This window comes from Natronobeatus ordinarius (assembly GCF_024362485.1).
Classification (GTDB): domain Archaea; phylum Halobacteriota; class Halobacteria; order Halobacteriales; family Natrialbaceae; genus Natronobeatus; species Natronobeatus ordinarius.
Window position 1 is genome coordinate 434,062 of sequence record NZ_CP101456.1, and the last position, 25,964, is coordinate 460,025.

At 66.4% G+C, this 25,964-nt stretch carries 24 protein-coding genes and 1 pseudogene; 12 read left to right on the top strand and 13 right to left on the bottom strand.

What is annotated here, in order from left to right:
- Positions 1-80: 80 nt before the first annotated feature.
- The 5 genes and pseudogenes from NMQ09_RS02245 to NMQ09_RS02265 form a co-directional block, all read left to right on the top strand.
- Positions 81-1,238, top strand: a complete 1,158-nt coding sequence (locus NMQ09_RS02245; RefSeq protein WP_255192830.1) for an acyl-CoA dehydrogenase family protein — start codon at positions 81-83, stop codon at positions 1,236-1,238.
- 156 nt (positions 1,239-1,394) lie between these two features.
- A complete protein-coding gene (gene leuS, locus NMQ09_RS02250) occupies positions 1,395-4,244 on the top strand; it encodes a leucine--tRNA ligase (RefSeq protein WP_255192831.1) in 2,850 nt (949 codons plus the stop codon).
- 211 nt (positions 4,245-4,455) lie between these two features.
- Complete coding sequence (locus NMQ09_RS02255; protein WP_255192832.1) at positions 4,456-5,214, top strand: YqjF family protein; 759 nt, start codon at positions 4,456-4,458, stop codon at positions 5,212-5,214.
- A 53-nt stretch (positions 5,215-5,267) separates the two neighbouring features.
- Positions 5,268-7,355: an NAD-dependent DNA ligase LigA gene (gene ligA, locus NMQ09_RS02260; RefSeq protein ID WP_255192833.1), complete on the top strand. Its 2,088-nt coding sequence runs from the start codon at positions 5,268-5,270 to the stop codon at positions 7,353-7,355.
- Positions 7,356-7,468: 113 nt separating this feature from the next.
- A pseudogene (locus NMQ09_RS02265) lies at positions 7,469-7,756 on the top strand (hypothetical protein); the annotation flags it as partial.
- A 39-nt stretch (positions 7,757-7,795) separates the two neighbouring features.
- Here NMQ09_RS02265 and NMQ09_RS02270 read toward each other — a convergent pair.
- Positions 7,796-8,173, bottom strand: coding sequence for a GNAT family N-acetyltransferase (locus NMQ09_RS02270; RefSeq protein WP_255192834.1), 378 nt, complete (start codon positions 8,171-8,173; stop codon positions 7,796-7,798).
- A gap of 211 nt (positions 8,174-8,384) precedes the next feature.
- On the opposite strand from NMQ09_RS02270, the gene NMQ09_RS02275 reads away from it, so the two are divergent.
- Positions 8,385-8,855 (top strand): hypothetical protein, encoded by a 471-nt coding sequence (locus tag NMQ09_RS02275; RefSeq protein WP_255192835.1) that lies wholly within the window; start codon positions 8,385-8,387, stop codon positions 8,853-8,855.
- A gap of 74 nt (positions 8,856-8,929) precedes the next feature.
- On the opposite strand, the gene NMQ09_RS02280 is transcribed toward NMQ09_RS02275, so the two are convergent.
- Positions 8,930-9,487: a hypothetical protein gene (locus NMQ09_RS02280; protein ID WP_255192836.1), complete on the bottom strand. Its 558-nt coding sequence runs from the start codon at positions 9,485-9,487 to the stop codon at positions 8,930-8,932.
- A 179-nt stretch (positions 9,488-9,666) separates the two neighbouring features.
- Between NMQ09_RS02280 and fdhF the strand changes: the two genes are divergently transcribed.
- A complete protein-coding gene (fdhF, locus tag NMQ09_RS02285) occupies positions 9,667-11,778 on the top strand; it encodes a formate dehydrogenase subunit alpha (RefSeq protein WP_255192837.1) in 2,112 nt (703 codons plus the stop codon).
- A gap of 223 nt (positions 11,779-12,001) precedes the next feature.
- Positions 12,002-12,646: a helix-turn-helix domain-containing protein gene (locus tag NMQ09_RS02290; protein WP_255192838.1), complete on the top strand. Its 645-nt coding sequence runs from the start codon at positions 12,002-12,004 to the stop codon at positions 12,644-12,646.
- A gap of 11 nt (positions 12,647-12,657) precedes the next feature.
- On the opposite strand, the gene NMQ09_RS02295 is transcribed toward NMQ09_RS02290, so the two are convergent.
- The 4 genes from NMQ09_RS02295 to NMQ09_RS02310 all read right to left on the bottom strand — a co-directional run bounded on the left by NMQ09_RS02295 (position 12,658) and on the right by NMQ09_RS02310 (position 15,241).
- Positions 12,658-12,978 (bottom strand): hypothetical protein, encoded by a 321-nt coding sequence (locus NMQ09_RS02295; protein ID WP_255192839.1) that lies wholly within the window; start codon positions 12,976-12,978, stop codon positions 12,658-12,660.
- Between the two features lie 127 nt (positions 12,979-13,105).
- Complete coding sequence (thrC, locus tag NMQ09_RS02300; RefSeq protein ID WP_255192840.1) at positions 13,106-14,383, bottom strand: threonine synthase; 1,278 nt, start codon at positions 14,381-14,383, stop codon at positions 13,106-13,108.
- Positions 14,384-14,430: 47 nt separating this feature from the next.
- A complete protein-coding gene (locus NMQ09_RS02305) occupies positions 14,431-14,808 on the bottom strand; it encodes a helix-turn-helix domain-containing protein (RefSeq protein WP_255192841.1) in 378 nt (125 codons plus the stop codon).
- Positions 14,809-14,986: 178 nt separating this feature from the next.
- Positions 14,987-15,241 (bottom strand): DUF8001 family protein, encoded by a 255-nt coding sequence (locus tag NMQ09_RS02310; protein ID WP_255192842.1) that lies wholly within the window; start codon positions 15,239-15,241, stop codon positions 14,987-14,989.
- Positions 15,242-15,360: 119 nt separating this feature from the next.
- Here NMQ09_RS02310 and NMQ09_RS02315 point away from each other — a divergent pair, with 119 nt between their 5' ends.
- Positions 15,361-15,816, top strand: coding sequence for a histidine kinase (locus NMQ09_RS02315; protein WP_255192843.1), 456 nt, complete (start codon positions 15,361-15,363; stop codon positions 15,814-15,816).
- A 20-nt stretch (positions 15,817-15,836) separates the two neighbouring features.
- On the opposite strand, the gene NMQ09_RS02320 is transcribed toward NMQ09_RS02315, so the two are convergent.
- Positions 15,837-16,940 carry a DUF8173 domain-containing protein gene (locus tag NMQ09_RS02320; protein WP_255192844.1) on the bottom strand — a complete coding sequence of 368 codons (1,104 nt, stop codon included), beginning with the start codon at positions 16,938-16,940 and terminating at the stop codon, positions 15,837-15,839.
- A 113-nt stretch (positions 16,941-17,053) separates the two neighbouring features.
- Here NMQ09_RS02320 and NMQ09_RS02325 point away from each other — a divergent pair, with 113 nt between their 5' ends.
- On the top strand, positions 17,054-18,037 hold the full coding sequence (locus NMQ09_RS02325) for a replication factor C small subunit (protein ID WP_255192845.1): 984 nt from the start codon (positions 17,054-17,056) through the stop codon (positions 18,035-18,037).
- Between the two features lie 223 nt (positions 18,038-18,260).
- Here the strand turns inward: NMQ09_RS02325 and NMQ09_RS02330 are convergent, their stop codons facing one another.
- Together NMQ09_RS02330 and NMQ09_RS02335 are read right to left on the bottom strand one after the other, a co-directional pair.
- Positions 18,261-18,683 (bottom strand): hypothetical protein, encoded by a 423-nt coding sequence (locus NMQ09_RS02330; protein WP_255192846.1) that lies wholly within the window; start codon positions 18,681-18,683, stop codon positions 18,261-18,263.
- 685 nt (positions 18,684-19,368) lie between these two features.
- Complete coding sequence (locus NMQ09_RS02335; RefSeq protein ID WP_255192847.1) at positions 19,369-20,928, bottom strand: GAF domain-containing protein; 1,560 nt, start codon at positions 20,926-20,928, stop codon at positions 19,369-19,371.
- A 218-nt stretch (positions 20,929-21,146) separates the two neighbouring features.
- Here NMQ09_RS02335 and NMQ09_RS02340 point away from each other — a divergent pair, with 218 nt between their 5' ends.
- Positions 21,147-21,884 carry a DUF5806 family protein gene (locus NMQ09_RS02340; RefSeq protein WP_255192848.1) on the top strand — a complete coding sequence of 246 codons (738 nt, stop codon included), beginning with the start codon at positions 21,147-21,149 and terminating at the stop codon, positions 21,882-21,884.
- Between the two features lie 9 nt (positions 21,885-21,893).
- On the opposite strand, the gene NMQ09_RS02345 is transcribed toward NMQ09_RS02340, so the two are convergent.
- Entirely contained in the window at positions 21,894-22,376 is a 483-nt protein-coding gene (locus NMQ09_RS02345) for a DUF7529 family protein (protein ID WP_255192849.1), read from the bottom strand.
- Positions 22,377-22,470: 94 nt separating this feature from the next.
- Positions 22,471-23,220 carry a lipoate--protein ligase family protein gene (locus NMQ09_RS02350; RefSeq protein WP_255192850.1) on the bottom strand — a complete coding sequence of 250 codons (750 nt, stop codon included), beginning with the start codon at positions 23,218-23,220 and terminating at the stop codon, positions 22,471-22,473.
- 54 nt (positions 23,221-23,274) lie between these two features.
- Here NMQ09_RS02350 and NMQ09_RS02355 point away from each other — a divergent pair, with 54 nt between their 5' ends.
- The gene (locus NMQ09_RS02355; RefSeq protein ID WP_255192851.1) at positions 23,275-24,207 is read left to right on the top strand and encodes a DUF8155 domain-containing protein; all 933 of its coding nucleotides are present in this window, start codon (positions 23,275-23,277) and stop codon (positions 24,205-24,207) included.
- 47 nt (positions 24,208-24,254) lie between these two features.
- Here NMQ09_RS02355 and NMQ09_RS02360 read toward each other — a convergent pair whose 3' ends face one another.
- Both NMQ09_RS02360 and NMQ09_RS02365 read right to left on the bottom strand, forming a co-directional pair.
- A complete protein-coding gene (locus NMQ09_RS02360; RefSeq protein ID WP_255192852.1) occupies positions 24,255-24,491 on the bottom strand; it encodes a hypothetical protein in 237 nt (78 codons plus the stop codon).
- A gap of 205 nt (positions 24,492-24,696) precedes the next feature.
- Entirely contained in the window at positions 24,697-25,791 is a 1,095-nt protein-coding gene (locus tag NMQ09_RS02365; protein WP_255192853.1) for a rhodanese-like domain-containing protein, read from the bottom strand.
- Positions 25,792-25,964: the final 173 nt, after the last annotated feature.

Sequence of the window (25,964 nt, forward strand, 5' to 3'; positions counted from 1 at the left end):
CGAACCGGGACGGAGGTGGACCGGTTTAGTGGCTGTCGAGGGGGTTACATTAATGATCGTTCGTCGTAGACACTCACTTGATGAACGATCTCTCCAACGTCGTTCTCTCGGACGAACATCGGTTGTTCCGCGATGAGACCCGTCGATTCGTCGAGAACGAGGTCGTCCCCGAGGCCAGGGAGCGAGACCACCGCAAGGAGCCGATGTCCGACGAGCTGATCGACCAGCTCGGCGAGCTGGGCTTTTTTGGCATCCTGATCGACGAGGAGTACGGCGGGCTCGGGCTCGACCTCAAGGCGTACGCGGTGATCGCCGAGGAGCTCTCCCGCGGCTGGCTCAGTGTCGGCAGTATCATCGCGCGCGGCCAGAGTCTCGCGGGGGCGACCGAGGAGCAAAAGGAGACGTACCTGCCGAAGATGGCCCGTGGCGAGCTGTTGAAATCGATCGCTATCAGCGAACCGGACGCCGGCAGCGACGTTTCGAACATGCGGCTGCGCGCCGAGCGCGAGGGGGACGAGTACGTCCTCAACGGCCAGAAGATGTGGTGTACGTACGCGAAGGGATCGGACTTCATCCTCACCTACGCCGTCACCGACCCCGACGCGGAGCCCGCCTACCGGGGCATCTCGGGGTTCATCGTCGAGAAACCGGCCGGCACGTTCGACCGCGAGGGGCTTAGCGGGAGTCCGATCGACAAGATCGGCTACCACGGCTGGAAGACCTGGGAGGTCAACTTCGACGACGTTCGCGTGCCCGCGGATAAACTCGTCGGCGGCGAGGAGGGCCAGGGCTTCTACCAGATCATGGACTTTTTCGAGGAGGGACGGGTCCACACGGCCGCCCGCGCCGTCGGGCTGGCCCAGGCGTCGCTCGAGGACTCACTGACGTACGCCCAGGAACGCGTTCAGTTCGACCAGCCGATTTCGGACTTCCAGGCGATCCGCTTTTCCCTGGCGGAGATGGCGACCAAGGTCGAGGCCGCCCGGGCGCTGACGCTGTTGGTCGCCGACGCGGTCGACGAGGGCGAACGGGCGAGCGCGGAGGCAGCGATGGCGAAGCTGTTCGCGAGCGAGATCGCCGAGGAGGTGACGAGCGAGGGGATCCAGATCCACGGCGGCTACGGCTACACCACCGAGTTCGACGTCGAGCGCTACTGGCGGGACGCCCGGCTCACCCGCATCTTCGAGGGGACGAGCGAGATCCAAAAGAAGATCATCGCCGACGACCTGCTCTCGTGAGTCGGTCGGTAGCTCGGGGTGGAACACCCGACTCGAGGCCTGACAGGCTCGAGCGGTGACCTTTCGTCGAGACGACGACGCGTCGATCGAACGTTTCACGACTGCCGCCGCGTCGATGTGGTAGTTCTTTTACCCCGTCCCGAACAATGAGCGGGCATGAGCTACGACCCGCAGGAACTCGAGGCCGAGTGGCGCGCCCGCTGGGCCGAGTCGGGACAGTACGAGGCTGACCCCGACGGCCGAGACGACCCGACGTTCGTGACGGTGGCCTACCCGTATCCGAGCGGCGGCATGCACATCGGCCACGCCCGAACGTACACCGTACCGGACGTCTACGCCCGCTATCGCCGCCAGCGCGGTGACAACGTCCTCTTCCCGCTGGGCTGGCACGTCACCGGCACGCCGATCGTCGGCGCCGTCGAGCGGCTGAAGAAAGGCGACGAAGAGCAGATCGAGAGCCTCCAGACGGCGTTCGAGGTCCCCGAGGAGGACCTGACCGACCTCGAGACGCCGATGGGCTACGCCCGCTACTTCATCGAGGAGGCCGACTGCAGCTACAAGAAGGGGATGCAAGAGCTCGGCCTGTCGATCGACTGGCGCCGGGAGTTCACGACGAACGACGAGCGCTACCAGCGCTTTATTACCTGGCAGTACGAGACGCTCAGAGCGCGCGGCCTGCTCGAGAAGGGACTGCACCCGGTCAAGTACTGTACGGTGCAGGAGAATCCGGTGACGACCCACGACTTACTCGAGGGCGAGGAGGTCGAGTTCCAGGAGTACACGCTGGTGAAGTTCGAGGGCGACGGGACGGTGTTCCCGATGGCCACGCTGCGCCCGGAGACCGTCCGTGGGGTCACGAACGCCTATATCGACCCCGCGGCCGACTACGTCGAGGCGACGGTCGACGGCGAGCGCTGGGTCGTCTCCGTCGAGGCCGTCGAGAAACTCGAGTTGCAAGAACGCGACGTCGAGGTCGAACGCGAGACGACGGGCGAAGCGTACGTCGGCGAGTCGGTGACCAACCCCGTCACGGGCGACGAGGTGTTGGTCCTCCCCGCGGACTTCGTCGACCCCGACAGCGGTTCGGGCGTCGTCATGTCGGTGCCGGCACACAGCCCGGACGACTACCTCGCGCTGCAGGAGGCGACGGCGGACGAAGCGCGCCTGCGCGAGTACGGCATCGATCCCGCCGACGTCGAGGCAATCGAACCGATCCCGATCCTCTCGATCGAGAGCTACGGCGAGATTCCTGCGAAAGACGCCGTCGAGTCGGCGGGCATCGATTCGGCGACCGACTCCGGCCTGAAGGAGGTCACCCAGGAGGTCTACAACCGCGAGTTCCACCAGGGCGTGCTCTCCGACGAGTACGGCGAGTACGGCGGCGAGGTCGTCGAGGACGTCCGCGACGACCTGAAGGCCCACTTCCAGTCCCAGGGCGCGTTCGACGCGATGTACGACTTCCCCGAGCCCGTGATCTCGCGGGCCGGCGGCAAGGTCGTCGTCGCGAATCAGGAGACGTGGTTCCTGCGGTACAACGACGAGGAGTGGAAGGGGAAGACCCGGAAGGCCATCGAGCGCCTCGATGCCATCCCCGAGAACACCCGCGAACAGTACGAACACACCGTCGACTGGCTGCAGGAGTGGCCCTGCATCCGCAATTACGGCCTGGGAACGCCGCTGCCGTGGGACGACGAGTTCATCATCGAGCCCCTCAGCGACTCGACGATCTACATGTCCTACTACACCGTCGCCCACTTACTCGAGGAGCTCCCCGCCGAGGCGCTCACGACGGAGTTCTTCGACACCCTCTTTTTCGGCCCCGAGGCGGTCGCCGAGACCGACGAGCGGGCGCTCGAGCTGCGCGAGGAGTGGGAGTACTGGTACCCCCTCGACTTCCGCTGTTCGGGTCCCGACCTGATCTCGAACCACCTCACCTTCTTCCTCTATCACCACGCGGAGCTGTTCGAGGAGGCGCAGTGGCCCGAGGGCATCACCGTGATGGGGATGGGCTTGCTCGAGGGCGAGAAGATGAGTTCCTCGAAGGGCCACGTCGTGTTGCCCAACGACGCCGTCTCCGAGTACGGCGCGGACACCGTCCGCTTTTTCCTGCTCAACAGCTCCGAGCCCTGGCAGGACTTCGACTGGCGGGCCGAGGAGGTCGGCGCGACCCGCAACCAGCTCGAGCGGTTCTGGAACCGGTCGCTCGAGGTCATCGAGGCCGAAGCCGGCGAGCGCGACCTCGAGCGGATCGACCGCTGGCTGCTCGCTCACCTCCAGCGGACGGTGCGGGAAGCCACCGACGCGATGGAGCGCTTCGAGACGCGCACGGCGAGCCAGACTGCCTTCTACCGTTTCGAAGAGTATCTGAAGTGGTACCGGCGGCGCACGGACCTCGAGCGCCCCGGCGCCCGGTGGACGCTCCGGACGGCACTCGAGACGCGCCTGCGCCTGCTCGCGCCCTTTATCCCGTTCTTGGCGAACGAGCTCCACGAGCGCCTGACGGGCGAGCCCGCCGAGGACGTCCCGTGGCCCGAACCCGTCCCCGAGTTCGACGACCCGGCCGTGATCGCCGAGGAGGGACTGATCGAGGATCTGGTCGACGACGTCCGCGACATCGTCGACGTCACCGACGCCGAGCCCGAGACGATCCGCGTCTACACGGCCGCCGACTGGAAGCGAACCGTCTTCGAAACCGTAGTCGCGGAGGGGCCGAACCAGGGCGCCGTCATGGGCACGGTCATGCAGGACGAACAGCTGCGCGAGAAAGGTGACGCTGTCAACCAGCTCGTCGGCGACCTCGTCGAGTTCGTCCGCGAGCGCGACGACGACACGCTCGAGACGCTCGCCGCGGTCGACGAACTGACCGTCTACGAGGACGCCGCCGCGTTCCTCGCCGCGGAGTTCGACGCCGACGTCGAGGTGTACGCCGAGGACGGTGACCCCGTCGACCCGGCGGAGAAGGCCCGCCACGCGAAGCCGTTCCGGCCGGCGATCCACCTCGACTGAAGCCGGATCGTTCCCGAAATTCGAGTCACGTCCCGGCGTTCACAGCACCTGAGACGCGTCTTGTCCTTTATCGCCGTGTTCGACGTGTGCCCGGTATGGGTCGCGTAAATCGCACACTGCGTGAGTGCCGACCGACGGCGGGCCGACCGACCGCGCCGTCGACTGGGGGACCGGGACGGAACCGAAGCGATCACACTGACGGGCGGCGAGGATGACCGACGCGCAGGATACAGCCCTCGAGGAGCCACGCCGTGAGACGCGGTGGGCTGCGGGGCCGACGACGCCGCACCTCTTCTCGATGACCTGGCGCGACGGTCTCTACCTCCACTGGCCCGTTTCCCCCGACCGGCTCCGACCGCACGTCCCGGCGCCGCTCGAGCTCGAGACGCGCAACGGCGAGGCGTGGGTGAGCGTCCTGCCGTTCGTCCTCGCCAGGGCTGGACTCCGCGGCTCGCCAGGACTCTCGCGGCTCTCGTTCCCGGAGCTCAACGTCAGGACCTACGTCCGCCACGAGGGGACGCCCGGACTCTTTTTCTTCAGCATCGACGTCGGCAACGCCTTCATCGCGCGGGGCGTCAGGCGAGCGACTCGGCTGCCGGTCCACCACGCCAAGATGAACGTCTCCGGCGACGACGACCGGGTCGCGTTCTCGAGCATCCGGGTTGACGATGGGGCCCGCTTCTCCGCGACGTACGAACCCGACGGCAAGATCTTCTACGCCGACCCCGGCACGCTCGAGCACTGGCTCACGGCGCGGCGACGCTTCTACGCCCCTCGCGACGGTGACGTGCTGACCGGCGAGATCGCCCACGCGCCGTGGCCGCTCCAGTCCGCGACGGCGACGATCCACGAGAACACGATGCTCGAGTCGAACGGCCTTCCGGGCGGGGAGGAGGAGCCACTCGCGCTCTTCAGCGGCGAACTCTCGATGACCGGCTCGATCGTTCGTCGGCTGCGCCAGGAACGGTAACGTTCGAGCGAACGACGGCGGTTTTACAGGCCGTGGGTACGAACGCTCGAGCCATGTCCGTCGCCGACGAGGAGAACCCCTACCTCAGGGAGCCACCGACCGACTTCGCGCCGGTCGAGGAACTCGACGAGGAGGACGCCCGCGAACAGGTCGCGCAGTTGCGCGAGGCGATCCGTGAGCACGACCGCCGGTACTACGTGGAGAACGACCCGATCGTCGCCGACCGGACCTACGATGCGTTGTTTGCCCGCCTGCAGGAACTCGAGGAGGCGTTCGACCTCGTCCACCCCGACAGCCCGACCCGGCGAGTCGGCGGTGAGCCACTCGAGGCGTTCGAGACGGTCGAGCACGTCGCGCCGATGCTCTCGATCGCCCAGAGCGGCGAGGCGGCCGACGTCCGGGAGTTCGACGAACGGGTCCGTCGCGAGGTCGGCGAGGTCCGGTACGTCTGTGAGCCCAAGTTCGACGGCGTCTCCATGGAGTTCGTCTACGAGGACGGCCGGCTCGAGCGGGCGGTCACCCGTGGCGACGGCCGGGAGGGCGACGACGTGACGCGGAACGCCCGAACGATCGGCTCCGTGCCGGGGCGGTTACACGACGACCCACCGGACTTTTTCGCCGTCCGCGGGGAGGTCTACATGCCGAAAGACGCCTTCCAGGCGTACAACCGCGAGCGACTCGAGCGCGGCGACGACCCCTTCGCCAACCCCCGGAACGCCACGGCGGGGACGATTCGCCAGCTCGATCCGTCGGTCGTCGCCGAACGACCCCTCTCTGTTTTTTACTTCGACGTGCTCGACGCGAGCGAGCTCGAAGACACCCACTGGGAGGAACTGCGGACCTTCCCCAGCTACGGCTTACGGACGAACGACCGGGTCGAACGCGTGGATTCGATCGAGGACGCGATCAGCTATCGAGACCGGTTGCTGGAGGAGCGAGACGACTTGCCCTACGAGATCGACGGCGTGGTGATCAAAGTCGACGACCGCGAGGCTCGCGAGGAACTCGGCCAGACGGCCCGGCACGACCGCTGGGCGTTCGCCTACAAGTTCCCCGCTCGAGCGGAGGTGACGACGATCGCCGACGTCGCCGTCCAGGTGGGCCGGACGGGCCGGGTGACGCCCGTCGCACTGCTCGAGCCGGTCGACGTCGGCGGCGTGACGGTCTCGCGGGCGAGCCTGCACAATCCGGCGGAGATCGCCGAGAAGAACGTGAACGTCGGCGACACGGTCCGGGTCCAGCGCGCTGGCGACGTCATTCCCTACGTCGAGGACGTGCTCGAGAAGGGCAGCGAGGGTCACTACGAGCTCCCCGAGACGTGCCCCGTCTGTGACAGTCCGCTCGAGCGCGAGGGACCCATCGCCTACTGCATCGGCGGGCTGGCCTGCGACGCCCAGCTCCGCCGCTCGATCGAGTACTACGCGAGCGACGACGGCCTCGACCTCGAGGGGCTCGGCGAGCGAACCGTCCGCCAGCTGGTCGACGCCGACCTGGTCGGGAGTGTCGCCGACCTCTACGAGCTCGAGCGCGAGGAGCTGCTCGAACTCGAGGGCTGGGGCGAGACGAGTGCCGACAACCTGCTCGCTGAACTCGAGGCCAGTCGTGAACCTCCGCTGTCGGGCTTCCTTTCAGCACTCGGCATCCCCCACGTCGGCCCGACGACGGCTCGCAACCTCGCTCGCGAGCTCGGTTCGTTCGAGGCGCTCAGCGCGACGGCTCTCGAGGAGCCAGAACGGCTCGAAGAAGTCGACGACGTGGGCGAGACGGTCGCTCAGGCGATCGGCGACTTCTTCGCGAGCGAGGCCAACGCCGCGGCCGTCGACGACCTCCTCGAGCACGTCTCACCGCGGGCAGACGGCGCCGCGGCCGAGGGCGAGGGCGGCGACGAACTCGAGGGGCTGACGGTCGTCTTCACCGGGTCGCTCTCCGAGCTGACCCGCAGCGAGGCCCAGGAACTCGTCGAGGCCCACGGCGCGAACGCCACGAGCAGCGTTTCGGGCAACACGGACTACCTCGTGATCGGCGAGAACCCGGGTGCCAGAAAGCGCGAGGACGCCGAGGCGAACGACGTGCCGGTCCTCGACGAGACGGCCGGCGAGTTCCGGGCGTTCCTCGAGGAGCACGGTCTCGACCTCGAGTGATCGGAACCGGCCTCGAGTGGGCGAGCCGGCGGTGAGCGCGTTCGGCGGTCGGCTATCGGCGGGTTGCGTGCTCCGGGCCGACGGTTATCCCCCTTCGTCGCCTCGCTCGAGTCATGAGCGACTCCGGCGACGCCGCGCATATGGAACTGACACCCGACGCCTGGCACCAGACCGACGAGGGCCGCTATTACGTCGACTGTCCGGAGTGTGGGTCGGCTGCGTCGCTTTCGAACGTCGTCACACACGGCCGCTGTAACGGCTATCTCGACCAGCGGGAGGGGGAGACGGAACTCGACGAGGAAGCGATGAGCTGCACGGCGCGGCTCTGGTTCGAACTCGGCTACGAGTCTGCTCCCGGCGAGACGGGAGCGGACGAGGCCGTCGGCGAGGACGCGGCCGACTGACGGGGCCGTTCACCCACCGCCTCGTTCACTCGCCACTCATCCGCCGCGCTTCCCCTGGTAGCGTCGCTCGTCGATCCGTTCGATCGAGAACTCGAGTGACTCGTAGAACGGCCTGACGCGCTCGTCGAACCGCGCCGTGAGCCGTCCCTCGCGCTCGAGCGCCCGCTCGATCAGCGCGGTGCCGATCCCCCGGTCGCGTCGGCGACGCCTGACGGCGACGGCCGAGACGTGTGCGCCGCCTGGCTCCGGCTCGAGGACGATCGTGCCGACCAGCCGGCCGCTCGAGTCGTCGACTGCCACGAGGACGTCCCCGGCCTCGAGTCGGGCGTCGACGCCCTCGACCTCGAGTAGCGCGGCGTCGAGCAGTCGGAGTACCTCGAGGCGTTCGTCGGGACGAGCAGCGCGGACGATCACGACCGACGGTTGGCGGGGGGTGGTCAAAACCCTCCGGCTTTCGGTCGACCCGCGTCGGCTGCTGGCTGTGGGGAAGCGAGTCACGCGTCACGCTCTCGAGACGCGTTTCGCGTTCGGAATCGGTGGTACCGCTTCACGCTGTGCATGGCTCCTCTTACCACTGAAACTCGATGCCGTGACATATTTATATACGTGATTCAGAGGGAAACTAATGCCTGAATCCCGCCGAACGTTTATCGCCTCCACGACCGCCCTCACCGCCGTTTTCGCCGCCGGCTGCCTCGGTGACGGCGACGAAAACGGTGACGAAAACGGCGACGAAAACGGTGACGAAAACGGCAACGAAACCAACGACGAAACCAACGGCGAGCCGGACCTCGAGATTCCGGACAGAGAGACGTTGACTCTCCGATTCGAAACCGAAGACGGCGAGCCCGTCTCCCACGGCATCGACGGGCGGCTCTCCGCAGTCGATGGGGGCCGCAACCACTCGTTCGGCGCCGAAATCGAAGCCGGTGTGGTGGAAGTCGCGTTCCCGGTCGGCGACGTCACCGTCACCGTCGAGAGCACCGAAGGCGAGTTCGAGCCCGTCGAGGAGACGTACACGCTCGACGCCGCCAACACCGAATTCACGATCGAACTCGAGGGCGCCACGAGCGACGCCGACCGCGAAGCCGAGTAACCGGGCTCTGGCTCCGCAACTCGAGTCCGCTCCCGGGACGGTTTTCGGACGGATCGAGCGACTCGAGTGCACCACTACGCCTTCCACAGCCGCCAGAGCGCCCGGTACAGCGTCCATAGCTCACACTCGAACCGGTCGGCGAGCGAGCGACAGCGCTCGAGGTACGTCTCGTACTCCTCGATCGACGGCGGGTCGGGGTAGGGTTTCTCGAGTTCGTCGTTCTCCTCGAGGACCGTCCACTCGCGTTCCCCGACGACGACGTACCGCTCGGGGTCGAGGAGAAAGAGGAAGGCTGAGCCCACAGGGACGTCGACGCCCTCGAGAGTCGTCAGTCGCTCGAGCGCCGCGCCAGCGTCGGCCGCGTCGGCGGCGTCGGTGACCGTCTCGAGGACGGTTTCGAAGTCGTTGCGCCGGAACCGTTCCTCGGCGGCCCGGCGTTCGTCGTTCGGAATCGCGCCGAGAAAGCGCCGGTAGTACCACCTGACGACCCACTCGGCGTCCCGGCGGCCGAACTCGCCCGTCGACAGCGCCGCCGGGAGGGTTTCAACTCCCTCCTGCTCGACGGGATAGAGGGGTTCTTCCTCGCGGTACGCCTCGGCGGCGCGTTCGACGGTCGACCGAGTGAGTGTCATCGACGCGCCCACTTCGACGTCCGCGCTGGTGAACGTTTCCCTCCTCGCGGTCGTCGACTCGGTTCTCGGCCCCGAAACCGCAGTGAAACGGTTCAGTTCCCGAGAGCTCGGGGACACATTATTGTGGCGTGAGCCCGTCTATCACAGACGAATGAGCCATCACAGCGAGGGGAGCACCAATGTCCGGTGACGCACAGGATCCCGTCAAGACGATCTGTCCGTACTGTGGCGTCGGCTGCGGCATCCAGGTGAAACCGGGCGAGGAGCCCGGGGATATGCAGTTCATGCCGTGGGGTGACGCCCCGGTCAACGAGGGGCGGATCTGCATCAAAGGCGGTGCGGCGACCGAAGTCGTCGACCACGAGGATCGACTCACCGACCCACTGATCCGCGAGGACGACGGCGAACTCCGCGAGGCCAGCTGGGAGGAAGCTTACGAGCTGATCGTCTCCGAGATGGAGCGCATCCGCGAGGAGCACGGCCCGGACGCCATGGGCTTTTACGGCTCCTCGAAGGTGATGAACGAGGAGAACTACCTCCTCCAGAAGCTCGCCCGCCGGTACGGGACGAACAACGTCGACAACTGCACGCGGATGTGTCACGCCTCGACCGTCTGGGCGCTGCGCACCAGCCTGGGTGCCGGGGCGATGACCAACAGCATGGAAGACCTCCGCGACGCCGCCGACGTGCTCTGGATCCAGGGGGCGAATCCGGCCGAACAGCACCCGATCGCCAACAGCCAGTACTTCCGCCAGGCGGTGCTCGAGGGGGCGACCGTCATCCAGGTCGACCCACACGCGAACAAGACCACGCGGTCGTTCAAGATCGACGAGACCGACCGCCACCAGCACCTCCAGGTGAAGCCAGGGACCGACGTCGCCCTGCTGAACGTCGTGCTCAAGACGGTCCTCGAGAACGACTGGATCGACGAGGCGTTCATCGAGGAGCGAACCGAGGGCTTTGACCACCTCGTCGAGACACTCGAGGACTTCGACAAGAGATCCGCGGCCGAGGAGTGTGGCCTCGAGCTCGAGGCGATCGAACGCGCCGCCGAGACGTACGCGACGGCCGAGAACGCGACCATCTTCACCGGGATGGGGATGAGCCAGCACACCAGTGGGGTGGACAACGTCCAGAACGAGATCAACCTCGCGCTGATCACAGGCAACGTCGGCCGGCCGGGTACCGGCGTCAACCCGCTTCGCGGTCAGAACAACGTCCAGGGAACCTGTGACGTCGGTGCGATGCCGAACGTCCTCCCCGGCTACCAGCTCGTCGACGACGACGAGGCCCGCGAGGCCGTCGAGGAGGTCTGGGGCTTCGAGGTACCCGACGAGCCCGGCCTGACGAACGTCGAGATCTCCCACGAGTCCGGCAAGTCGGTCCACGGCCTCTACATCATGGGTGAGAACCCGATCATGTCCGAGCCGGACGCCAACGTCGTCGCCGAACGGTTCAAACAGCTCGAGTTCGTGGTCGTTCAGGATATCTTCCCGACCGAAACCGCGGAGTACGCCGACGTCATCTTGCCGGCGACGACGTGGGCCGAACGCGGCGGCACCGTCACCAACACCGACCGACGGGTCCAGCTGATGCGCGGCGTCGAGAAGGTCCACCCGAACACGAAACACGACCTCGAGATTCTCTCGGAGGTCGGTACCCGACTCTTTGACGAGGGATTCGACTTCGAGGACGTCGAGGCGGTCTTCGAGGAGCTTCGGCAGGTGTGTCCGATCTACCACGGGATGACGTACGAGGCGCTGGGTGAGGAGGGGCTGCACTGGCCCTGTTACGAGCCGGGCGACGAGGGCGACCTCTACCTCTACGAGGACGAGTTCGACACCGAGAACGGACTGGGCCACATCGAGGGCGTGCGCCACCAGCCGCCCGCCGAGGTGCCCGACGAGGAGTATCCGCTGGTGCTGACGACCGCCCGTCTCGAAGAACACTACAACACGGGGACGATGAGCACCCGGTCGCCGACGCTCAACCGGGTCAAACCGGAGAACTTCGTCGACGTCCATCCGAACGACGCGGAACGGTACGGCATCGAGGACGGCGACGAGGTGACGATCCGCTCCCGGCGTGGGGAGATCACCGTCAAAGCGCAGGTCACCGAGGACATCAAGGAGGGCGTCATCTGGACGACGCCGCACTTCGCGGCCGCCTCGGCCAACAAACTCACGAACGACGTCCTCGACGAACGGGCGAAGATCCCCGAGTACAAAGCCGCAGCGGCCGAGATCGCGGTCGACGTCGAGCCGACCGGCGCCGAACCCGCCGACGACTGACCCGCTTCCTTCACGTGTTCCCGAGACGACCCGACTCGGAACTCACCTCGAAATCCCTGACGTTCAGTCGACGATGGACGCAAACGGTTAAGCGCTGGACTGTGCCAGTTACTAACAGTATGATCGGTGAGAACGTTCACACCCCGCTCGCGTTCGATCGCTCGGCGGCTGCTCGCTCCGGCTGGTGCGTCCCGCCAGCGTCCGGCAGTCGAGGCGACCGACCGTGAGCCTCGTCGCCATCGCCGACGTCGCCCATCCGGAGCTCGCGCTGGCGCCGACGATCCGTCGCTGTCCCGACGTCTCAATCGAGGTCGTCTCTCACACCACGACGGACCCAGAGACGGGGCTGTTCTTCTTCCTCGTCGAGGGCGCCGACGAGCGGTTCGACCAGGCGCTCGAGCGAGATCAGACGGTCGACAGCTGGGTGCTCGTCGACGACCTCGAGTCGGTGCGCCTCTATCGGCTCCGCCACACCGAGCAGACGAAGCTCATCTCGCCGAAGACGGCCGCACTCGGTGGGCTGATGCTGAAAGCCGAGAGTACCGATCGGGGCTGGGCCGTCAGACTCCACCTCCCCGACCGGGAGGCGCTCGCCGACCTGTGGGAGTACTGCGAGCGCGAGGGCATCTCGTTCGAACTCTACCGGATGTTCCGCCAGGACGAGTGGACGAACGGCTTCGCTCCGGAGCTAACCGACCACCAGCGTGACGCGCTGGTGGCTGCGTACGAAGCGGGCTACTTCGAGGAGCCCCGTGAGACCTCACTCGAGGAACTCGCCGAGCGTCTCGGCATCTCGCCGACGGCCGTCGGCGGCCGCATCCGGCGAGGAACCGGCCGGCTCGTCGAGTCGACGCTCCTCGAAAAATAAGGTAGGGCGGGCTATCCGACGATCGGGAGCAGTCGACGGAGTCGAGGGAACATCTCGTCGGAGTTGGCTCGTGACTCGCTCGGGGAACGCTTCTCGTGGACGCAGTCGTCGAGGACCAGTTCGTACTGGTCGACGATGGCCTGTCGGCGACGCTCGCTCTCGGCCAGCGAGCGCTCGAGGGCGGCGATTCGCGCCTGTAACTGCAGGCGTTCGACGCGGTCGGGAAGGTCGGTCTCAGCAGGGGTGATTCGACTCGAAGGGGTCGCCGCTCGAGTCGGCTCGTCGGGCGGCGATCTGGGTGGGTGGTCAGCGGGACGATGCTGGGTGGACATCGCAGACAGGACTAGTACGTGAGCCGGGAAAAAGCTCAGTCAGTCGCGCGTCAGACGTGTCAGACACGAGTCGTGCGTGCGTCAGCGACCGGTTCAGTGTTGCAGGTGCTCGCGCACGCCGTCGGAGCTATTGATCCGACGAGCGCTCGCTCGCGAGGCTCGCGAGCACGCCGTCCGTGCTCGCGGGAACGGGTTCGGGTTCGTTACCCGCGTTGGCGGCTGCGTCGGGGTCTTTGAGCAGGTGACCGGTGGTGAGACAGACGACCTGCTCGTCGGCTGAGACGACGCCCTCCTCGCGGAGTTTCCGCAGGCCGGCGACGGAGGCGGCGGAGGCGGGTTCGACGCCGACGCCCTCCGCGGCGAGCTCGCGCTGGGCGTCGGTGATCTCCTCGTCGGTGACCGAGACGGCGGTGCCGCCGGTTTCACGGATGCCGGGGAGCGCCTTCGGGGCGTTCACCGGGTTGCCGATCCGGATCGCGGTTGCGATCGTCTCGACCTCTTCCCAGCGCCGGACCTCGTCGGCGCCGTTCTCGATGGCTTCGACCATCGGCGCCGCGCCCTCGGCCTGGACGCCCGTGAGTTTGGGCACCTCCTCGGGCTCGAGTTCGCCCGCCTGGACGAGTTCGCGGAAGGCCTTGTACAGCGCCGAGGTGTTGCCGGCGTTGCCGACGGGGAGGACGATCCGGTCGGGCCAGGTGCCGTAGTCGGCCTGGAACGCTTCGAGAATCTCGAGGCCGATCGTCTTCTGGCCCTCGAGCCGGAAGGGGTTCAGCGAGTTGAGCAGGTAGACCTCCCCGCGGTCGGCGAGATCGCGGACGATGTCGAGACAGGCGTCGAAGTTGCCGTCGACCTCGAGGATGCGCGCGTCGTGGAGGGCGGCCTGGCCAACCTTGCCGGCGGCGACCTTGCCGGCCGGCAGGAGGACGAGCACCTCCGCGCCGCCGCGGGAGCCGTAGGCCGCCAGCGCAGCGCTCGTGTTCCCCGTCGAGGCACACGCCAGCCGGTCAACGCCGAGTTCGCGGGCGACGGCGACGCCGACGGTCATGCCGCGGTCCTTGAACGAGCCCGTCGGGTTCATCCCCTCGTGTTTGATCCGCAGGGCCTCGACCCCGACGTCGGCCTCGAGCCGGGGGACCTCGTACAGCGGCGTCGCCCCCTCCTGAATCGAGACGCCTTCGTCGAGCGGCAGCGCTGCCGAATATCGCCAGACGCCTTCGCCCTCGAACTCGGAAAACGTCGCCGGCTCGGCGTAACGGACCTCGAGTAAGCCGTCGCACTCGTCGCAGGTGTAGCGGATGTCCTCGAACGGGGCGTACGTTTCGCCACACTCGATACACTCGAGCCAGACGCCGTCGACCGCGTCGGCCGACACGTCGGGCGTCTCGGCGGAGAGACTGAGACTCATTAGCCGCCGGGAGGTCCTCGAGGGGGAAAAGTGGGCGGGTTCCGCGCTCACTCCTCGTCGAACTCGTCGATCACGTCGTGGACCGTCGCCGTCCAGGCGTCGAGTGCCTCGTGGAGCGCTTCTTTCGCCTCCGGTAGCGCGATCGCGGTGTACTGGTAGACGTAGCCACCGCCGTCGAGCAGTCGTCGGTCGCGCTGGACGAGTCCGCGATCGCACAACGTCGCCAGCGAGCGGTTGACTGTGCTCCGGTCGCGCTCTAAGACCGCCGCGAGTTCCTCGATCGTGCTCCCCGGGTAGCCGAGCAGGACGAGGTAGGTCCTCGTCTCGTGTTCTTCGATCCCGAAGACGCAGCTCATCACGGTTTCGAACGACGGATCTGACTCCTCCATCAACTCCCCGAGTCGATGCCGAGGGCGCTCGTCCATGAGGGGTACTATAGTAGCCACTGAAAGTCATTGCACACCTGCTCGCGATCAAGCGGCCAGAACTGGCAGAATAAGCCAGTTCTGGCCGCTCCACTACGAGCAGTGTGTAAACCGTTTCAGTTGTTACTATAGCACGTGGCGGTCAAAAGGTTACGCGCTCGAGGCAGTCCGCAGTCGATCACGCGCCGTCCGTCGCCGCCTCCTTCCCGTACCCCATCCGTCGGATGCAGGTCCGCATCTCCGCCTCGCTCTCGTGGCGATGGAGTCGCGTCGGCGTATCGCAGTAATACGTCGAGCCATCGTGTCGAAGCGTCACCTCGTGTTCCTCGCCCATGACCGTCGTCGTGACGACGACCCATCGCCCCTCGTGGAGCACCTCCAGGATCGCGTCGGCCTCGAGTTCGCCTTCGCCGATCCGGAGCGGGTTCGCCATGGCGTGTGAATCGGTGGACCGAGGAAAAGAACTTTTGCCCGCTCGGTGCCGGCTGCGGTCGTGCATCGCTCACACACCTCCGCGCCAGTGATACACACGCCCATGGTGTGTCGGACGGTATGGCATCGGAAACGGCGAGCCAACGAGAGGTAGCAACTGAAACTGGACTCGAAGCGTGGCAGGCGGGCGTCGTCGGCGGCATCCTCGGCAGCGTCGCTTTCGGCGTGTTGATGATCGCGACGGCACCCGAGATGCTCGAGATGATGATTCCCTCCATGTACGGCCTCGAGGGCGGGATCGCCGGCTGGATTGTCCACGTCTCCCACGGAGCGATCCTCGGCGTCGTCTTCGCGGCCGTTCTGGCCGGCGTCGGCCGATCCGACCTTGGCGTCGGGGCTGCGGCGGGCGCTGGTCTCGGGTACGGCCTCATCGTCTGGGCGACGCTCGCGGTCGTCGTCATGCCGATCTGGCTCGGGATGCCGGAGATGGTCCCGAACCTCGACGTGGGGAGCCTCGTCGGCCACGCCGTCTACGGACTGATCCTGGGCGTGGCGTACGGTGCTCTCACCCAATAGGGGCCGACCGGGGGCCGGACTCAGTCCACCGTCGGCTCCCCTGACTCGACGGGTTCAGGCGCGTCGGGCTGCTGGCGTCTGAGATAGAGGGCGACGGCGAGCGCGCCGAGCCCGAGCAGGAAGACGAGGAAGTTGACCAGTCCGCCGATGAACGGCACCTGCGTGAGAATCGCTCCACCGAGGAGGCCGACGACGAGCGCGAGCCAGCGGTTGTCGACGTCGGCCTGCTCGAGGAGCCACGCGGCGACGGCGAACCGGCCGTAGACGACCCCGATCCACACGACGAACGCGAACGCGAACGCGCCGACGATCGAGAACGGGATGCCGATGATCGTGATCGCGACTGCGAGCAACAGGACCGGCACGCCTACGAGGACCGCGAGGCCCGCCAGGCCGCTCCGGACGGGATCGGTCGCCACGCGGTCGGCGACGTCTGCGGAGAACCGGGGGAACAGCGCGAGCAGGGCCGCACCCAGGACGAGGTTCAGGAAGAAGGCGTAGACGGCCGACAGCACAGTGGTCAGCGGCTCGAGCGACGGCACGATCTCGATTCCCGGGCCGGTAATGCTGAAGCCGGTGGGGCCGAGCGACTCGTCGCGGGTCACCTCGCCCGCGACGGCGTCCGTCTCGCCCTCGAGGTCGCCGTCGTAGGTCAGGTCGCCGCCGATCGACGCCTCCTCGCCGAGCGTGATGGTGTCTGCGGCGATCGAGGCGTCGCCGTCGATCGTCCCCTCGATGAGGACGGTGCCCGCCGCGAGATTCACCTCGCCGCCGACCGTCGCCCCATCGGCGATCACGACGTTGCCCACTGCGCCATTGACGTCGCCGCCGACGGTCCCGGTGATCTCGACGTTGCCGCCAAAGGTGTCGACGTTGCCGCCGACGTCGCCGGTGACGTAGACGTTGCCGGCGACGCCGCTGACGTCACCCGTGACGGTTCCGTCGACGATCACGTTGCCCGCGATGCCGCTGACCTCCTCGACCGTTTCACCTTCCTCGACGACGACCGTGCCGGCGATGCCGGATTCGGACTGGGCCGCGACGGCGCCGGGAGCCATCCCGAGGACGACCACGGCGACCACCGCGAGCGCGAGCGCCGCTCGACGCGCGCGTTTCGAGTGCATATCGGAACAGAGACCCGCTGACGGCTTAAAGGTACAGTGGTCAGACAGGTGTCTGGAGGACTCGAGCGAACGACGTCGGTCGTTTTATCTTCGGCCTCCCCCTTAGCCCGGCTATGAGCGAGGCCGACGCCGAGACTGCGGCACCGACGGGCCGGACCGAGGTCTGGATCGAGAAGTACCGCCCGGAGCGACTCGCGGACGTCAAGGGCCACGACGACATCATCCCCCGGCTCAAACGGTACATCGAACGGGACGAGGTCCCCCACCTCATGTTTGCCGGTCCAGCAGGTGTGGGGAAAACCGCCAGCTCCGTCGCGATCGCACGTGAAATTTATGGCGACGACTGGCGCGAGAACTTCTTAGAGCTCAACGCCTCCGACCAGCGCGGTATCGACGTCGTCAGAGATCGGATCAAGAACTTCGCGCGCTCTTCGTTCGGCGGCTACGACTACCGGATCATCTTCTTGGACGAGGCCGACGCGCTCACGAGCGACGCTCAGTCCGCCCTGCGCCGGACGATGGAGCAGTTCTCTCACAACACCCGCTTCATCCTCTCGTGTAACTACTCGAGTCAGATCATCGATCCTATTCAATCTCGGTGTGCCGTCTTCCGGTTCACCGAACTCGGCGACGAGGCCGTCGAGGCCCAGATCCGCGAGATCGCCGCCGAAGAGGGGATCGAACTCACCGACGACGGCGTCGACGCCGTCGTCTACGCCGCCGCAGGCGACATGCGCAAGGCGATCAACGGCCTGCAGGCTGCGGCCGTGATGGGCGACGTCGTCGACGAGGAGTCGGTCTTCGCGATCACCTCGACCGCCCGTCCCGAGGAGGTCGAGGCGATGGTCGAACAGGCCATCGACGGCGACTTCACCGCCGCCCGCGCGGCCCTCGAGACGCTGCTCACCGACCGCGGGCTCGCTGGCGGCGACGTCATCGACCAGCTCCACCGCTCGGTCTGGGAGTTCGACCTGCCAGAGCAGGCGACCGTGCGACTCCTCGAGCGTCTCGGCGAGGTCGACTACCGGATCACGGAGGGCGCGAACGAACGGCTCCAGCTCGAGGCGATGCTGGCGTCGCTCGCGCTCGAGGAGTAGCGGTTTCGAACCGATTTCGAACCAGCCGAGCAGTCAGACGAATTTCGGTACCAGGTACTTTACGAGCAGTGACCGACTTTTCGAGAACGACTCGCCTCGCCTTCGATCCAGACGGCCGTTGAGGCCAATAGTCGTCATTGAAACGATTTACTCACCGCTCGCACTCGAGCGGCCAGCAGCGTTCGTGCTGGCCGCTGGTTCGCGATCGGGGGTGCAATGACGTTCAACGATAGCTACCGACCACTGTCGTTGCCTGTGTGAGCAGGACTACGACAGCAAGGATCACTCCAAACGCAACCGAGAGGAGGTGCCCGACCACTATCCCGCCACTGCCGAGCAAGAAGTACAGGGTCCAGGAGCCGAGAACGCCAAGCAGCGCTACCGTCGCGACAGCCCCAGCCAGATACGAGCGAACGGTCGATTTTGCCAAGACTGCAGAAAGTAACGAGACGATGGCGAGCCCCAGCGGAAGGAAAAAGAGTACCCCAAAGAACAGGCCTGCGCCCAGGAGTTCGTTGTCGAGGACGACACCAGAGAGATCGACGGTACGGAACAGTACGGCGAACAGAAGGATCAGGATCGCCAGTGCAAGCTCTACCCTACGGACCCACTCAACACTGTTTGCATTGCCCATGTTCTCAGTCATCTGCAAGTCATTTCACTAGGCTATAGTGTTTTCTATGCCAATATTCCTTCACAGAGCACTAGTGTGTTAGCATATTTAAATAAGGTGAAAAAGAGTAATTTTAGTGCTACAATAACTGAAACAAGAGTTGAAGCGACACGAGAGAAGACGTTCAGAACTCTTCTCTCGTATAGTTCCCACAGGGTTTGATATCGAAATTGAGTGCTATCAGGGTGTCATAGAATACGTCTCACACCCCCTATCTGGTGATTATAGGGGACTCATTCTGCACCTCACTTCCTGAAAACGCCGTATCGGGGTTCAATTTGCAGCCTAAAGGCTGGAATTATTTGCTTGAGAACTATTGTATGACACCCTCTGCTATAGTAACAACTGAATTAGTTTACACACTGCTCGCAGTGGGGCGGCCAGAACTGGCTTACACTGCCAGTTCTGGCCGCTTGATCGCGAGCAGGTGTGCAATGACTTTCAGTGGCTACTATAGGTACACGACGGTGGAAGCGGCACGACAGACTTGTTTAACTTCGGCCGTCTTGGCCATAGCCACCCTACCAGCAACGCCGCAAATTAGGTTCGGCGTCTACTGTTTACGCCGGGGAGGATGTCATACAATCGAAGACTGCGGTTCGCCGGAAGCGCTCATATGCAACTTGATTTCCTGAGAACACTTTGTGAAAAGCTGATATTAGACACCGAAGACGAACTCTTCTGCTCGTTTCGCGTCGTCGTCCGCGTTCTCGTCGCTGGCGAGCACCTGAACGTCGTCGAGGAGTTCACACAGTCGTTCGTGGGCGTCCTCGATCTCGGCGTAGTGCTCGGGATCGTCGGTCTCCGTGACGATCTCGAGGTACGCCCGGGCGACGTTCAGCGGGGGACGGAGCTCCTCGTTCACGAACTCGGCGAGTTCCTCGAGTCGGTCGTCCCGGTCGGCGAGTTCCTCCTCGAGCCGATCCTGCTCGGTGACGTCGGTACAGATGGCGACACCCCGCGAACCGTCTGCGAGCGGGACGGAGTGGACGACGAACGGTCGGCTTTCGGTTCCGGCCGACTGGCGAGCGACGACCCGCTGGGACTCGCCAGCGAGCAGGCGGTCGTTCAGGTCGGTCGCCTCGCCCGCGCCCGCCGGCGGGGCGAGGACGTCCTCGAGGGGCGTTCCACCGTTCGTCGCTCGCTCGTCGCAAAAGACTTCCTCGAACCGCTCGTTGCCCTCGCTGACGACCGCCGTCCCGTCGACGACCTCGTACCGAACGACGGGGGCCGGGACGGCGTCGAACGCCGTCTCGAGTCGCGCACGCGCTGTGGCGAGCCGGGCGACGTCTTCCTCGAGGTCTGTGACGGTTTCCTCGAGTTCGGCGACGTCCTCCTCGAGTCTGGTTGCGTCTCTGTGTCGGTTTCGAAGTTGCTCCTCGAGCCGGAGGCGGTAGAGCGCCGTGAAGACGTGGGTGCCGAGTCGCTCGGCGAACGTGAGATCGGCTTCGCCGAACGCGTCCGATCGCTCGGCGACGGCCAGGAAGACGCCGAACTCGGCGATCGGGACGGCGATCACCGACTGGTATGGCTCGCGTTCGCCGACGACCATTTCGTCGGCGTCGTCGACGCGGTACGCCTGTCCCTCTCGGAACGCCCTCCCGGTCACGCCCTCGTCCGTCCGTCGGTCCCGGACGTCGTCAGTCGACGCCTCCGTCGAGACCACCGCCGGGACGAGCCAGTCGCCGTCCTCGCGAGACTCGCACAGAAAGGCCACCCAGGCGTCAGCTTCGACGACCTCTCCGGCGGTCTCGATCGCCGCCTCGAGAACGGCGTCCTCGTCCCGACAGTTCCGCAGCCGGCTGGCCAGTTCGTGCAGCTGGTCGATTGCCGGCTCCGCCGACGGTGGCCGGTCCGGAGCGGAGCACACCCAGGCGATCTCGTCGGCGAGGTGGGATACCGACGCGTCGCCCTCGCGGCGCACGTACCCCTCGACGCCGTCGGTCGATCGGGCGACCGCCGGCCCGAACGCCGCGTCGGTGTAGAGCACGACCGGCGTCGACCCGCAGGCTTCGAGCACCTCGAGGAGGTGTGCGCCCTCGGGCGTCGTCGGCGTCTCGGCGAAGACGACGCAGTCCACGCTGCGGGCGTATCCATGGATCTTCTCCATGTCGACGGCCGGCTCGACCGCGAGACTCGAGCCGGCGCGCTCGAGTTCTGCCGCTCCGTCGTCGGCTGCCGCGTTGGACGCGGCGACGTACAGCACAGTGTCGATCATGCGATCCGAAGGGGGTTTTTTGGGCGGTCGGCAAACGCCGTACCGTACGTAGATGGCGCATAACCCGGATAAATATCTAATGGATATGTGACTTACATGTGGCTGGAACAGATCGAACTATGACATGATCGAGTTCGGCCGACGCCGCCGACGGTGGGGCCAGAACTCGGCTCTCGACGAGGACAATCCTTATTTCGAACGTTTGGAAATAAGAGCGCATGAACGAGGAGGCTGCCGGTGACGCCGTCGACGCGAGCCGCGACGACGAACCGTCGACGAACGACTCGAGTGACCCCGGCGCGAGCGACGTCGACGCCGACGAGGATCCTGGCGCGAACGACGCCGACGAGGACCCCGGCGCGAGCGACGCCGACGAACGAGCCGGCGGTGGCGGCCCAACGACGAACGATGGGCCGATGCCGGGCGTTCCCGATCCCGACGCCGTCGACGAGGCCGACGAGGTACCGGAAGACGTGCGAAAGTACGCCCGATTCAAGAAGATGGACGGCGCGCAGTACGACCGGGTCAACGAGTTCCTGCGTGATCGGACATACGTCACGGCCCGGGAGTGGGCCATCGCCCGCCTTTGCTCTGATTTCCGGACCGAAACGGGCGTCGAGATGACCAAGATCGGCGAGAACCTGCCCGAACTCGTCCCGTTCATGACCGACACCTACACCCCGCAGGCGGTCAACCAGGCCCGGTCGAGTTTCGAGGACAAAGTCCGAAAATCCGGCGCGACGTTCCTCTACGGCGCGATGTGTGACTTCTTCACCGCCGAGGAGCTCGACGACGTGATGTACGAGGCCACCGAGGTCGCCAAATTCCTCCTCGAGGTCGAGGGCGTCGACCTCACCGTCGAGGAGGAACTCGAGGCCGAAGAGCGCATCTCGAGCGTGATGCGAGAAGTTCGGGAGGCGAGCCGGGAGTTACGCGAGCGCGAGGACGACGAGTAGTTCGGCTCGTTACCGTTCGAGCTCCTCAGCGTCGACGAACAGCGTTGGATCGGCGTGGGAGAACGACACCCAGGCGTCGACCGACGGCGGGCGGACGTGGACCGGCAGGTGTCCTTCCTCGAGCGCGGTCTCGAGGACCGCACTGGCGTGCTCGAGCGAGTACGCGAGCGGGACGGCCACGACGGTCTCGGTCGGCTCGTCGAGTTCGACCGCGAGGACGTACGTCGTCTCCTCGACGGTCCGTCGGTAGACGTCCGCTCGGTCGAAGGTCGACCCGTCGTGCTCGACCGCCATTTCGACGGGCTCGTAGGCGTCCTCCGGAACGAACGCGTTGATCCCGGCCCGTTCGCCCTCGGCGACGAACGCCGTCTCCGCCGTCGGGACGACGAGGGCGTTCCAGCCGTACTCGCGGTACTCCGCGGCGATCGACTCGGCGTCCTCGAGCAGTTCTGCCCAGGGATCGGCCGCTCCGTGCTCCTCGACGTCGGTCATCTACTCCCCCCGCACCGAACCCCTTCGGGCCCCCGTCGCGTGTCCATACTCGAACCGGGGAGCCTCGGCCGGAAAAGGGTTCCCCCGAGTGTCCTCACTGACGACCGTCGGTGCGGTCGTCGGCGACCTCGCCGCGGCTGTCGACGAGTCGACGACCGATGCGTTCTTCGACCATCGGTCGGCCGCCGACGAGGGCGGCCTCGAGTACCTCGCGAACCCGGGTCGGGTCGGCGGGCCCGCCGGCGGCCGCGACGCACCCGACCGACTGCGGGTCGAACGGTACGTCTAGTTCGCCGTAGACGGGCTCGAGCACCGCCGCGAGGTCGGTCGCCGCGTCGACGAGCAGGATGCCCGAGACGAGGGCGGCGTCGCTGCGAACGCGCTGGGCGATGCCGACGAGTTTGCCCCCGCCCGCCGACGCGCTCGCCTGCAGCGAGTGCGCCCCGGGGCAGAACGAGTGATCGGGTTCGCCGCGGGAAACCGCGACGCCGAGGGCGGCGAGCGCTCGTTCGACGTCGGCCGTGAGCCGCTCGTAGCGCTCGTCGGTCCCTCGTCGGAAGTCCGCGATCGGTTCCGCGCGGGCGAACGCCAGCGCCGTCTCGCCGTCGTAGGCCACCGCCCGCCCGCCGACGCTGCGCTCGATCGGCGGAAAGCCACGCTCTCGGGCAGCGTCCCGGGCGCGCTCGTATCCCTCGAGTCTGGCGTCGCGCCGACCGAAGGCGACCTGCCGGTGGGGGGCCCAGACCCGAACCGCGGGTTCGCCGGCCGCGGCGACCTCGAGCAGTCGCTCGCTCGCGGCGCGGTCGGCCTCGATCGTTCCGGCCCGGCCCCTGAAGACGCGCATGGCCGGCCGTTGGAGCCGACGGGGCTAAACCCTCCCGGCACCGACCGACGGCCGATGGCCGTCACCCTCGGCGACGAGCTGCTCGACAGGTACGCCCGCTTTACGCTGTACAACTCGCCGTACCCCGCCCACGACGAGGGGTGTGCGATCGACCTCTACCCGGGGACCGGCCGGGACGGGCGGACGACCGCCGCGCCGAGCCCCGTCTCGGGCACCGTCCTCGAGACGCGGACCGTTCGCGCGCCCCCGAAACCCTACGCACCCGACCACGACCACCTGATTCTGCTCGAGTGCGACGGCCCGACCACGGTCGAGGGGCTCGTAGCGCGAATCCTCCACGTCGACCCCGCCGTCTCGGCCGGCGACCGGGTAGCGGCGGGCCAGAATCTCGGCGAACTCGTCCGTGCCGGCTTCTTCGCCCCCTGGGTCGACAACCACCTCCACGTCGGCTTCCGGAATCCCGCACAGAACCTCCACCGTGCCGCGGGCTCGCTGCCGCTCGCCCTCGAGACGACCGTTCGCCCGCTCGCCTGGGACGGCACCGGAACGGTCGTCGAGACGGGCGAGACGTACGCCCTCCTCGACGCGCCACGCCACCCGACTCCAGGTGCCGAATTCGTCGGCATCGCCGCCGACGACGGGGGCGTCCTCGACGGGGGCCTCCCCCACTACGACGGCGGCGGCCTGCTCGAGCGCCCCGGCGGGTCGCTCGAGGGGCCGAACGAAACGGTCCGGCTGAACGGGGACCGGCTCGGGGTGGCGACGGATCGGACCGTCGCCTGGGACGACGTGACCGTCACCGTCGACGGCGAGGCGATCACCGGCCTCTCGTTTTTCTGCGCTCGAGACGCCGACTTCGGGGCGAAGCTGATCTGTCCGGGCCACGACCTGACCGTCGGCGATCGGGTTTCGGTCCGCGTGCGGCCGACGTCGGATTCAAAAAAGCGTCCGAGGACGCGTAACCGTTCGACCGGGCGTAACGCGTAACCGCTCGAGAGTCGACAGACTCCAGGTCACGCGTTCGGTACGATCGGTCACGCGACGTGCCGGGTCGGGGACGTGAACCACGAACCGAACAGGACGAAGAGTCCGACGATCCCCAGGATCACCCCGATCGGTGGATTGAGGAAAAACAGCGGCACACCGGCGAGGAACACGAGCGCGCCGTTCTTTCTCACCGCCCGCTTCGGGGCGTTTCCGCACTCGGGGCAGGCGTAGGTTCCCGCCTCGAGCGGTTCGCCACAGGCCGCACACGAGTCGGTCGTCGACATGCACCAATCGATGCTATCGACCGGCTTAACGCTTGCTCCACCGTCCAGCGTACTCGAGCCGTGCGAAAACGAGGAGCTTCGCGCGGATCCGTCCACACGGCGCGTCACTGCGACAGCCGACACGACTCGACCGGAGACGAGCGCCTCGACCGGCTGTGCACCGATCACGTCGACGGCGATCTCGAGAACAGGGGCGTGGGGGCGATCAGCTTTCCTCCGGTGCGACGGTGATGGGTGCGCCGATCAGGTTCCCCCACTCGATCCACGACCCGTCGTAGTTCGAGACGTCACGGTACTCGAGCAGTTCCGAGAGGACGAACCAGACGACGGCGGATCGTTCGCCGAAGTGACAGTAGACGATCGTCTCCGTGTCGTCGGTAATCCCGTGGTCCTCGACGATCTGCTCGAGTTCGTCGACGTCCCTGAACTGGCCGTCGTCGTCGACGACCTCGGACCACAGGAAGTGGATCGTCCCGGGGATGTGTCCGGCGGTCCGTGCCTCCGGGAGGTCACTCGACGGGCGTGCCCGCCTGCCCTCGTACTCCGCTGGCGAGCGGACGTCGACGATGGCGATCTCCCGGGACAGCGCCGCCTCGACGTCTCGGCGGTAGCTCCGAATCCGTTCGTCCGGGGGCTGAGCCACGTACTCCCGGGGAGTCACGTCGGGCTCTTCGGTGGTCAGCGGACAGCCCGACCGCAGCAGGGCGTCCTTGCCACCGTCGAGCAGTCGAACGTCTGTGTGCCGGTAGTACTTGAACAGCCAGTAGAGGTACGCCGCGAACTGGTTTCCCTCGGTGCTGTAGATCACGACGGTGCTGTCCTCGGTGATGCCGCGCTCGCCGACGAACGCTTCGAACGTCGACTGGTCGGCCAGTCCGCAGCCACCGACGTCGACGAGCTCGTTCATGATGTCTATCTGGACCGCTCCCACCGGGTGGCCGCGGTCGTACTCGTCGTCGGCCTCGACGAGGACGAGGTCGGGATCGTCCCGTTCGAACGCCGAGAGCCGCTCTCTGACCCACTCGACGGTCACCAGCGATCGGTGGTCGTGGTCGTCCTCGCCGACCTCGTCGGCGAGTCGGTAACAGGTCTGGCGAGCGTCGTGCAACGCTGGTGACGAGTCGATCAGCCCGGCGTCCTCGAGTTTGTCGAGGCCGTACCGGGCCGTCCGGGTGGAGAGCAAGGTTTCCACTGACAGGTCTTTGAGCGTCATCGGCCCCTGGAGCGTCAGCGTCTGGTGGATGTACTTCGAACTGGGCGGCAGGTCGCTGAGTGTCTCCTCGAGTTCGTCCTGATCCATTCCTATCTGTAGCGGTAGTTAGCGGCCGTGGCTATACACCTCTTTCGCCGGTCGGTCACTCGCGGCCGTCTCCGACGGCGAACGGCCCTTGACGTTCGGGGCCATAGCTGCCCGCGTTCGTTCTGCTGAAGCGCCGTAGCTTCTCAACGATAGGGGTCCAAGCTTTATCACTC

Coding starts and splice junctions, on each gene's coding strand:
- NMQ09_RS02245 (WP_255192830.1), top strand. CDS start 81: ATGAACGATCTCTCCAACGTCGTTCTCTCGGACGAACATCGGTTGTTC.
- leuS (WP_255192831.1), top strand. CDS start 1,395: ATGAGCTACGACCCGCAGGAACTCGAGGCCGAGTGGCGCGCCCGCTGG.
- NMQ09_RS02255 (WP_255192832.1), top strand. CDS start 4,456: ATGACCGACGCGCAGGATACAGCCCTCGAGGAGCCACGCCGTGAGACG.
- ligA (WP_255192833.1), top strand. CDS start 5,268: ATGTCCGTCGCCGACGAGGAGAACCCCTACCTCAGGGAGCCACCGACC.
- NMQ09_RS02275 (WP_255192835.1), top strand. CDS start 8,385: ATGCCTGAATCCCGCCGAACGTTTATCGCCTCCACGACCGCCCTCACC.
- NMQ09_RS02280 (WP_255192836.1), bottom strand. CDS start 9,487: ATGACACTCACTCGGTCGACCGTCGAACGCGCCGCCGAGGCGTACCGC.
- fdhF (WP_255192837.1), top strand. CDS start 9,667: ATGTCCGGTGACGCACAGGATCCCGTCAAGACGATCTGTCCGTACTGT.
- NMQ09_RS02295 (WP_255192839.1), bottom strand. CDS start 12,978: ATGTCCACCCAGCATCGTCCCGCTGACCACCCACCCAGATCGCCGCCC.
- thrC (WP_255192840.1), bottom strand. CDS start 14,383: ATGAGTCTCAGTCTCTCCGCCGAGACGCCCGACGTGTCGGCCGACGCG.
- NMQ09_RS02305 (WP_255192841.1), bottom strand. CDS start 14,808: ATGGACGAGCGCCCTCGGCATCGACTCGGGGAGTTGATGGAGGAGTCA.
- NMQ09_RS02310 (WP_255192842.1), bottom strand. CDS start 15,241: ATGGCGAACCCGCTCCGGATCGGCGAAGGCGAACTCGAGGCCGACGCG.
- NMQ09_RS02315 (WP_255192843.1), top strand. CDS start 15,361: ATGGCATCGGAAACGGCGAGCCAACGAGAGGTAGCAACTGAAACTGGA.
- NMQ09_RS02320 (WP_255192844.1), bottom strand. CDS start 16,940: ATGCACTCGAAACGCGCGCGTCGAGCGGCGCTCGCGCTCGCGGTGGTC.
- NMQ09_RS02325 (WP_255192845.1), top strand. CDS start 17,054: ATGAGCGAGGCCGACGCCGAGACTGCGGCACCGACGGGCCGGACCGAG.
- NMQ09_RS02330 (WP_255192846.1), bottom strand. CDS start 18,683: ATGACTGAGAACATGGGCAATGCAAACAGTGTTGAGTGGGTCCGTAGG.
- NMQ09_RS02335 (WP_255192847.1), bottom strand. CDS start 20,928: ATGATCGACACTGTGCTGTACGTCGCCGCGTCCAACGCGGCAGCCGAC.
- NMQ09_RS02340 (WP_255192848.1), top strand. CDS start 21,147: ATGAACGAGGAGGCTGCCGGTGACGCCGTCGACGCGAGCCGCGACGAC.
- NMQ09_RS02345 (WP_255192849.1), bottom strand. CDS start 22,376: ATGACCGACGTCGAGGAGCACGGAGCGGCCGATCCCTGGGCAGAACTG.
- NMQ09_RS02350 (WP_255192850.1), bottom strand. CDS start 23,220: ATGCGCGTCTTCAGGGGCCGGGCCGGAACGATCGAGGCCGACCGCGCC.
- NMQ09_RS02355 (WP_255192851.1), top strand. CDS start 23,275: ATGGCCGTCACCCTCGGCGACGAGCTGCTCGACAGGTACGCCCGCTTT.
- NMQ09_RS02360 (WP_255192852.1), bottom strand. CDS start 24,491: ATGTCGACGACCGACTCGTGTGCGGCCTGTGGCGAACCGCTCGAGGCG.
- NMQ09_RS02365 (WP_255192853.1), bottom strand. CDS start 25,791: ATGGATCAGGACGAACTCGAGGAGACACTCAGCGACCTGCCGCCCAGT.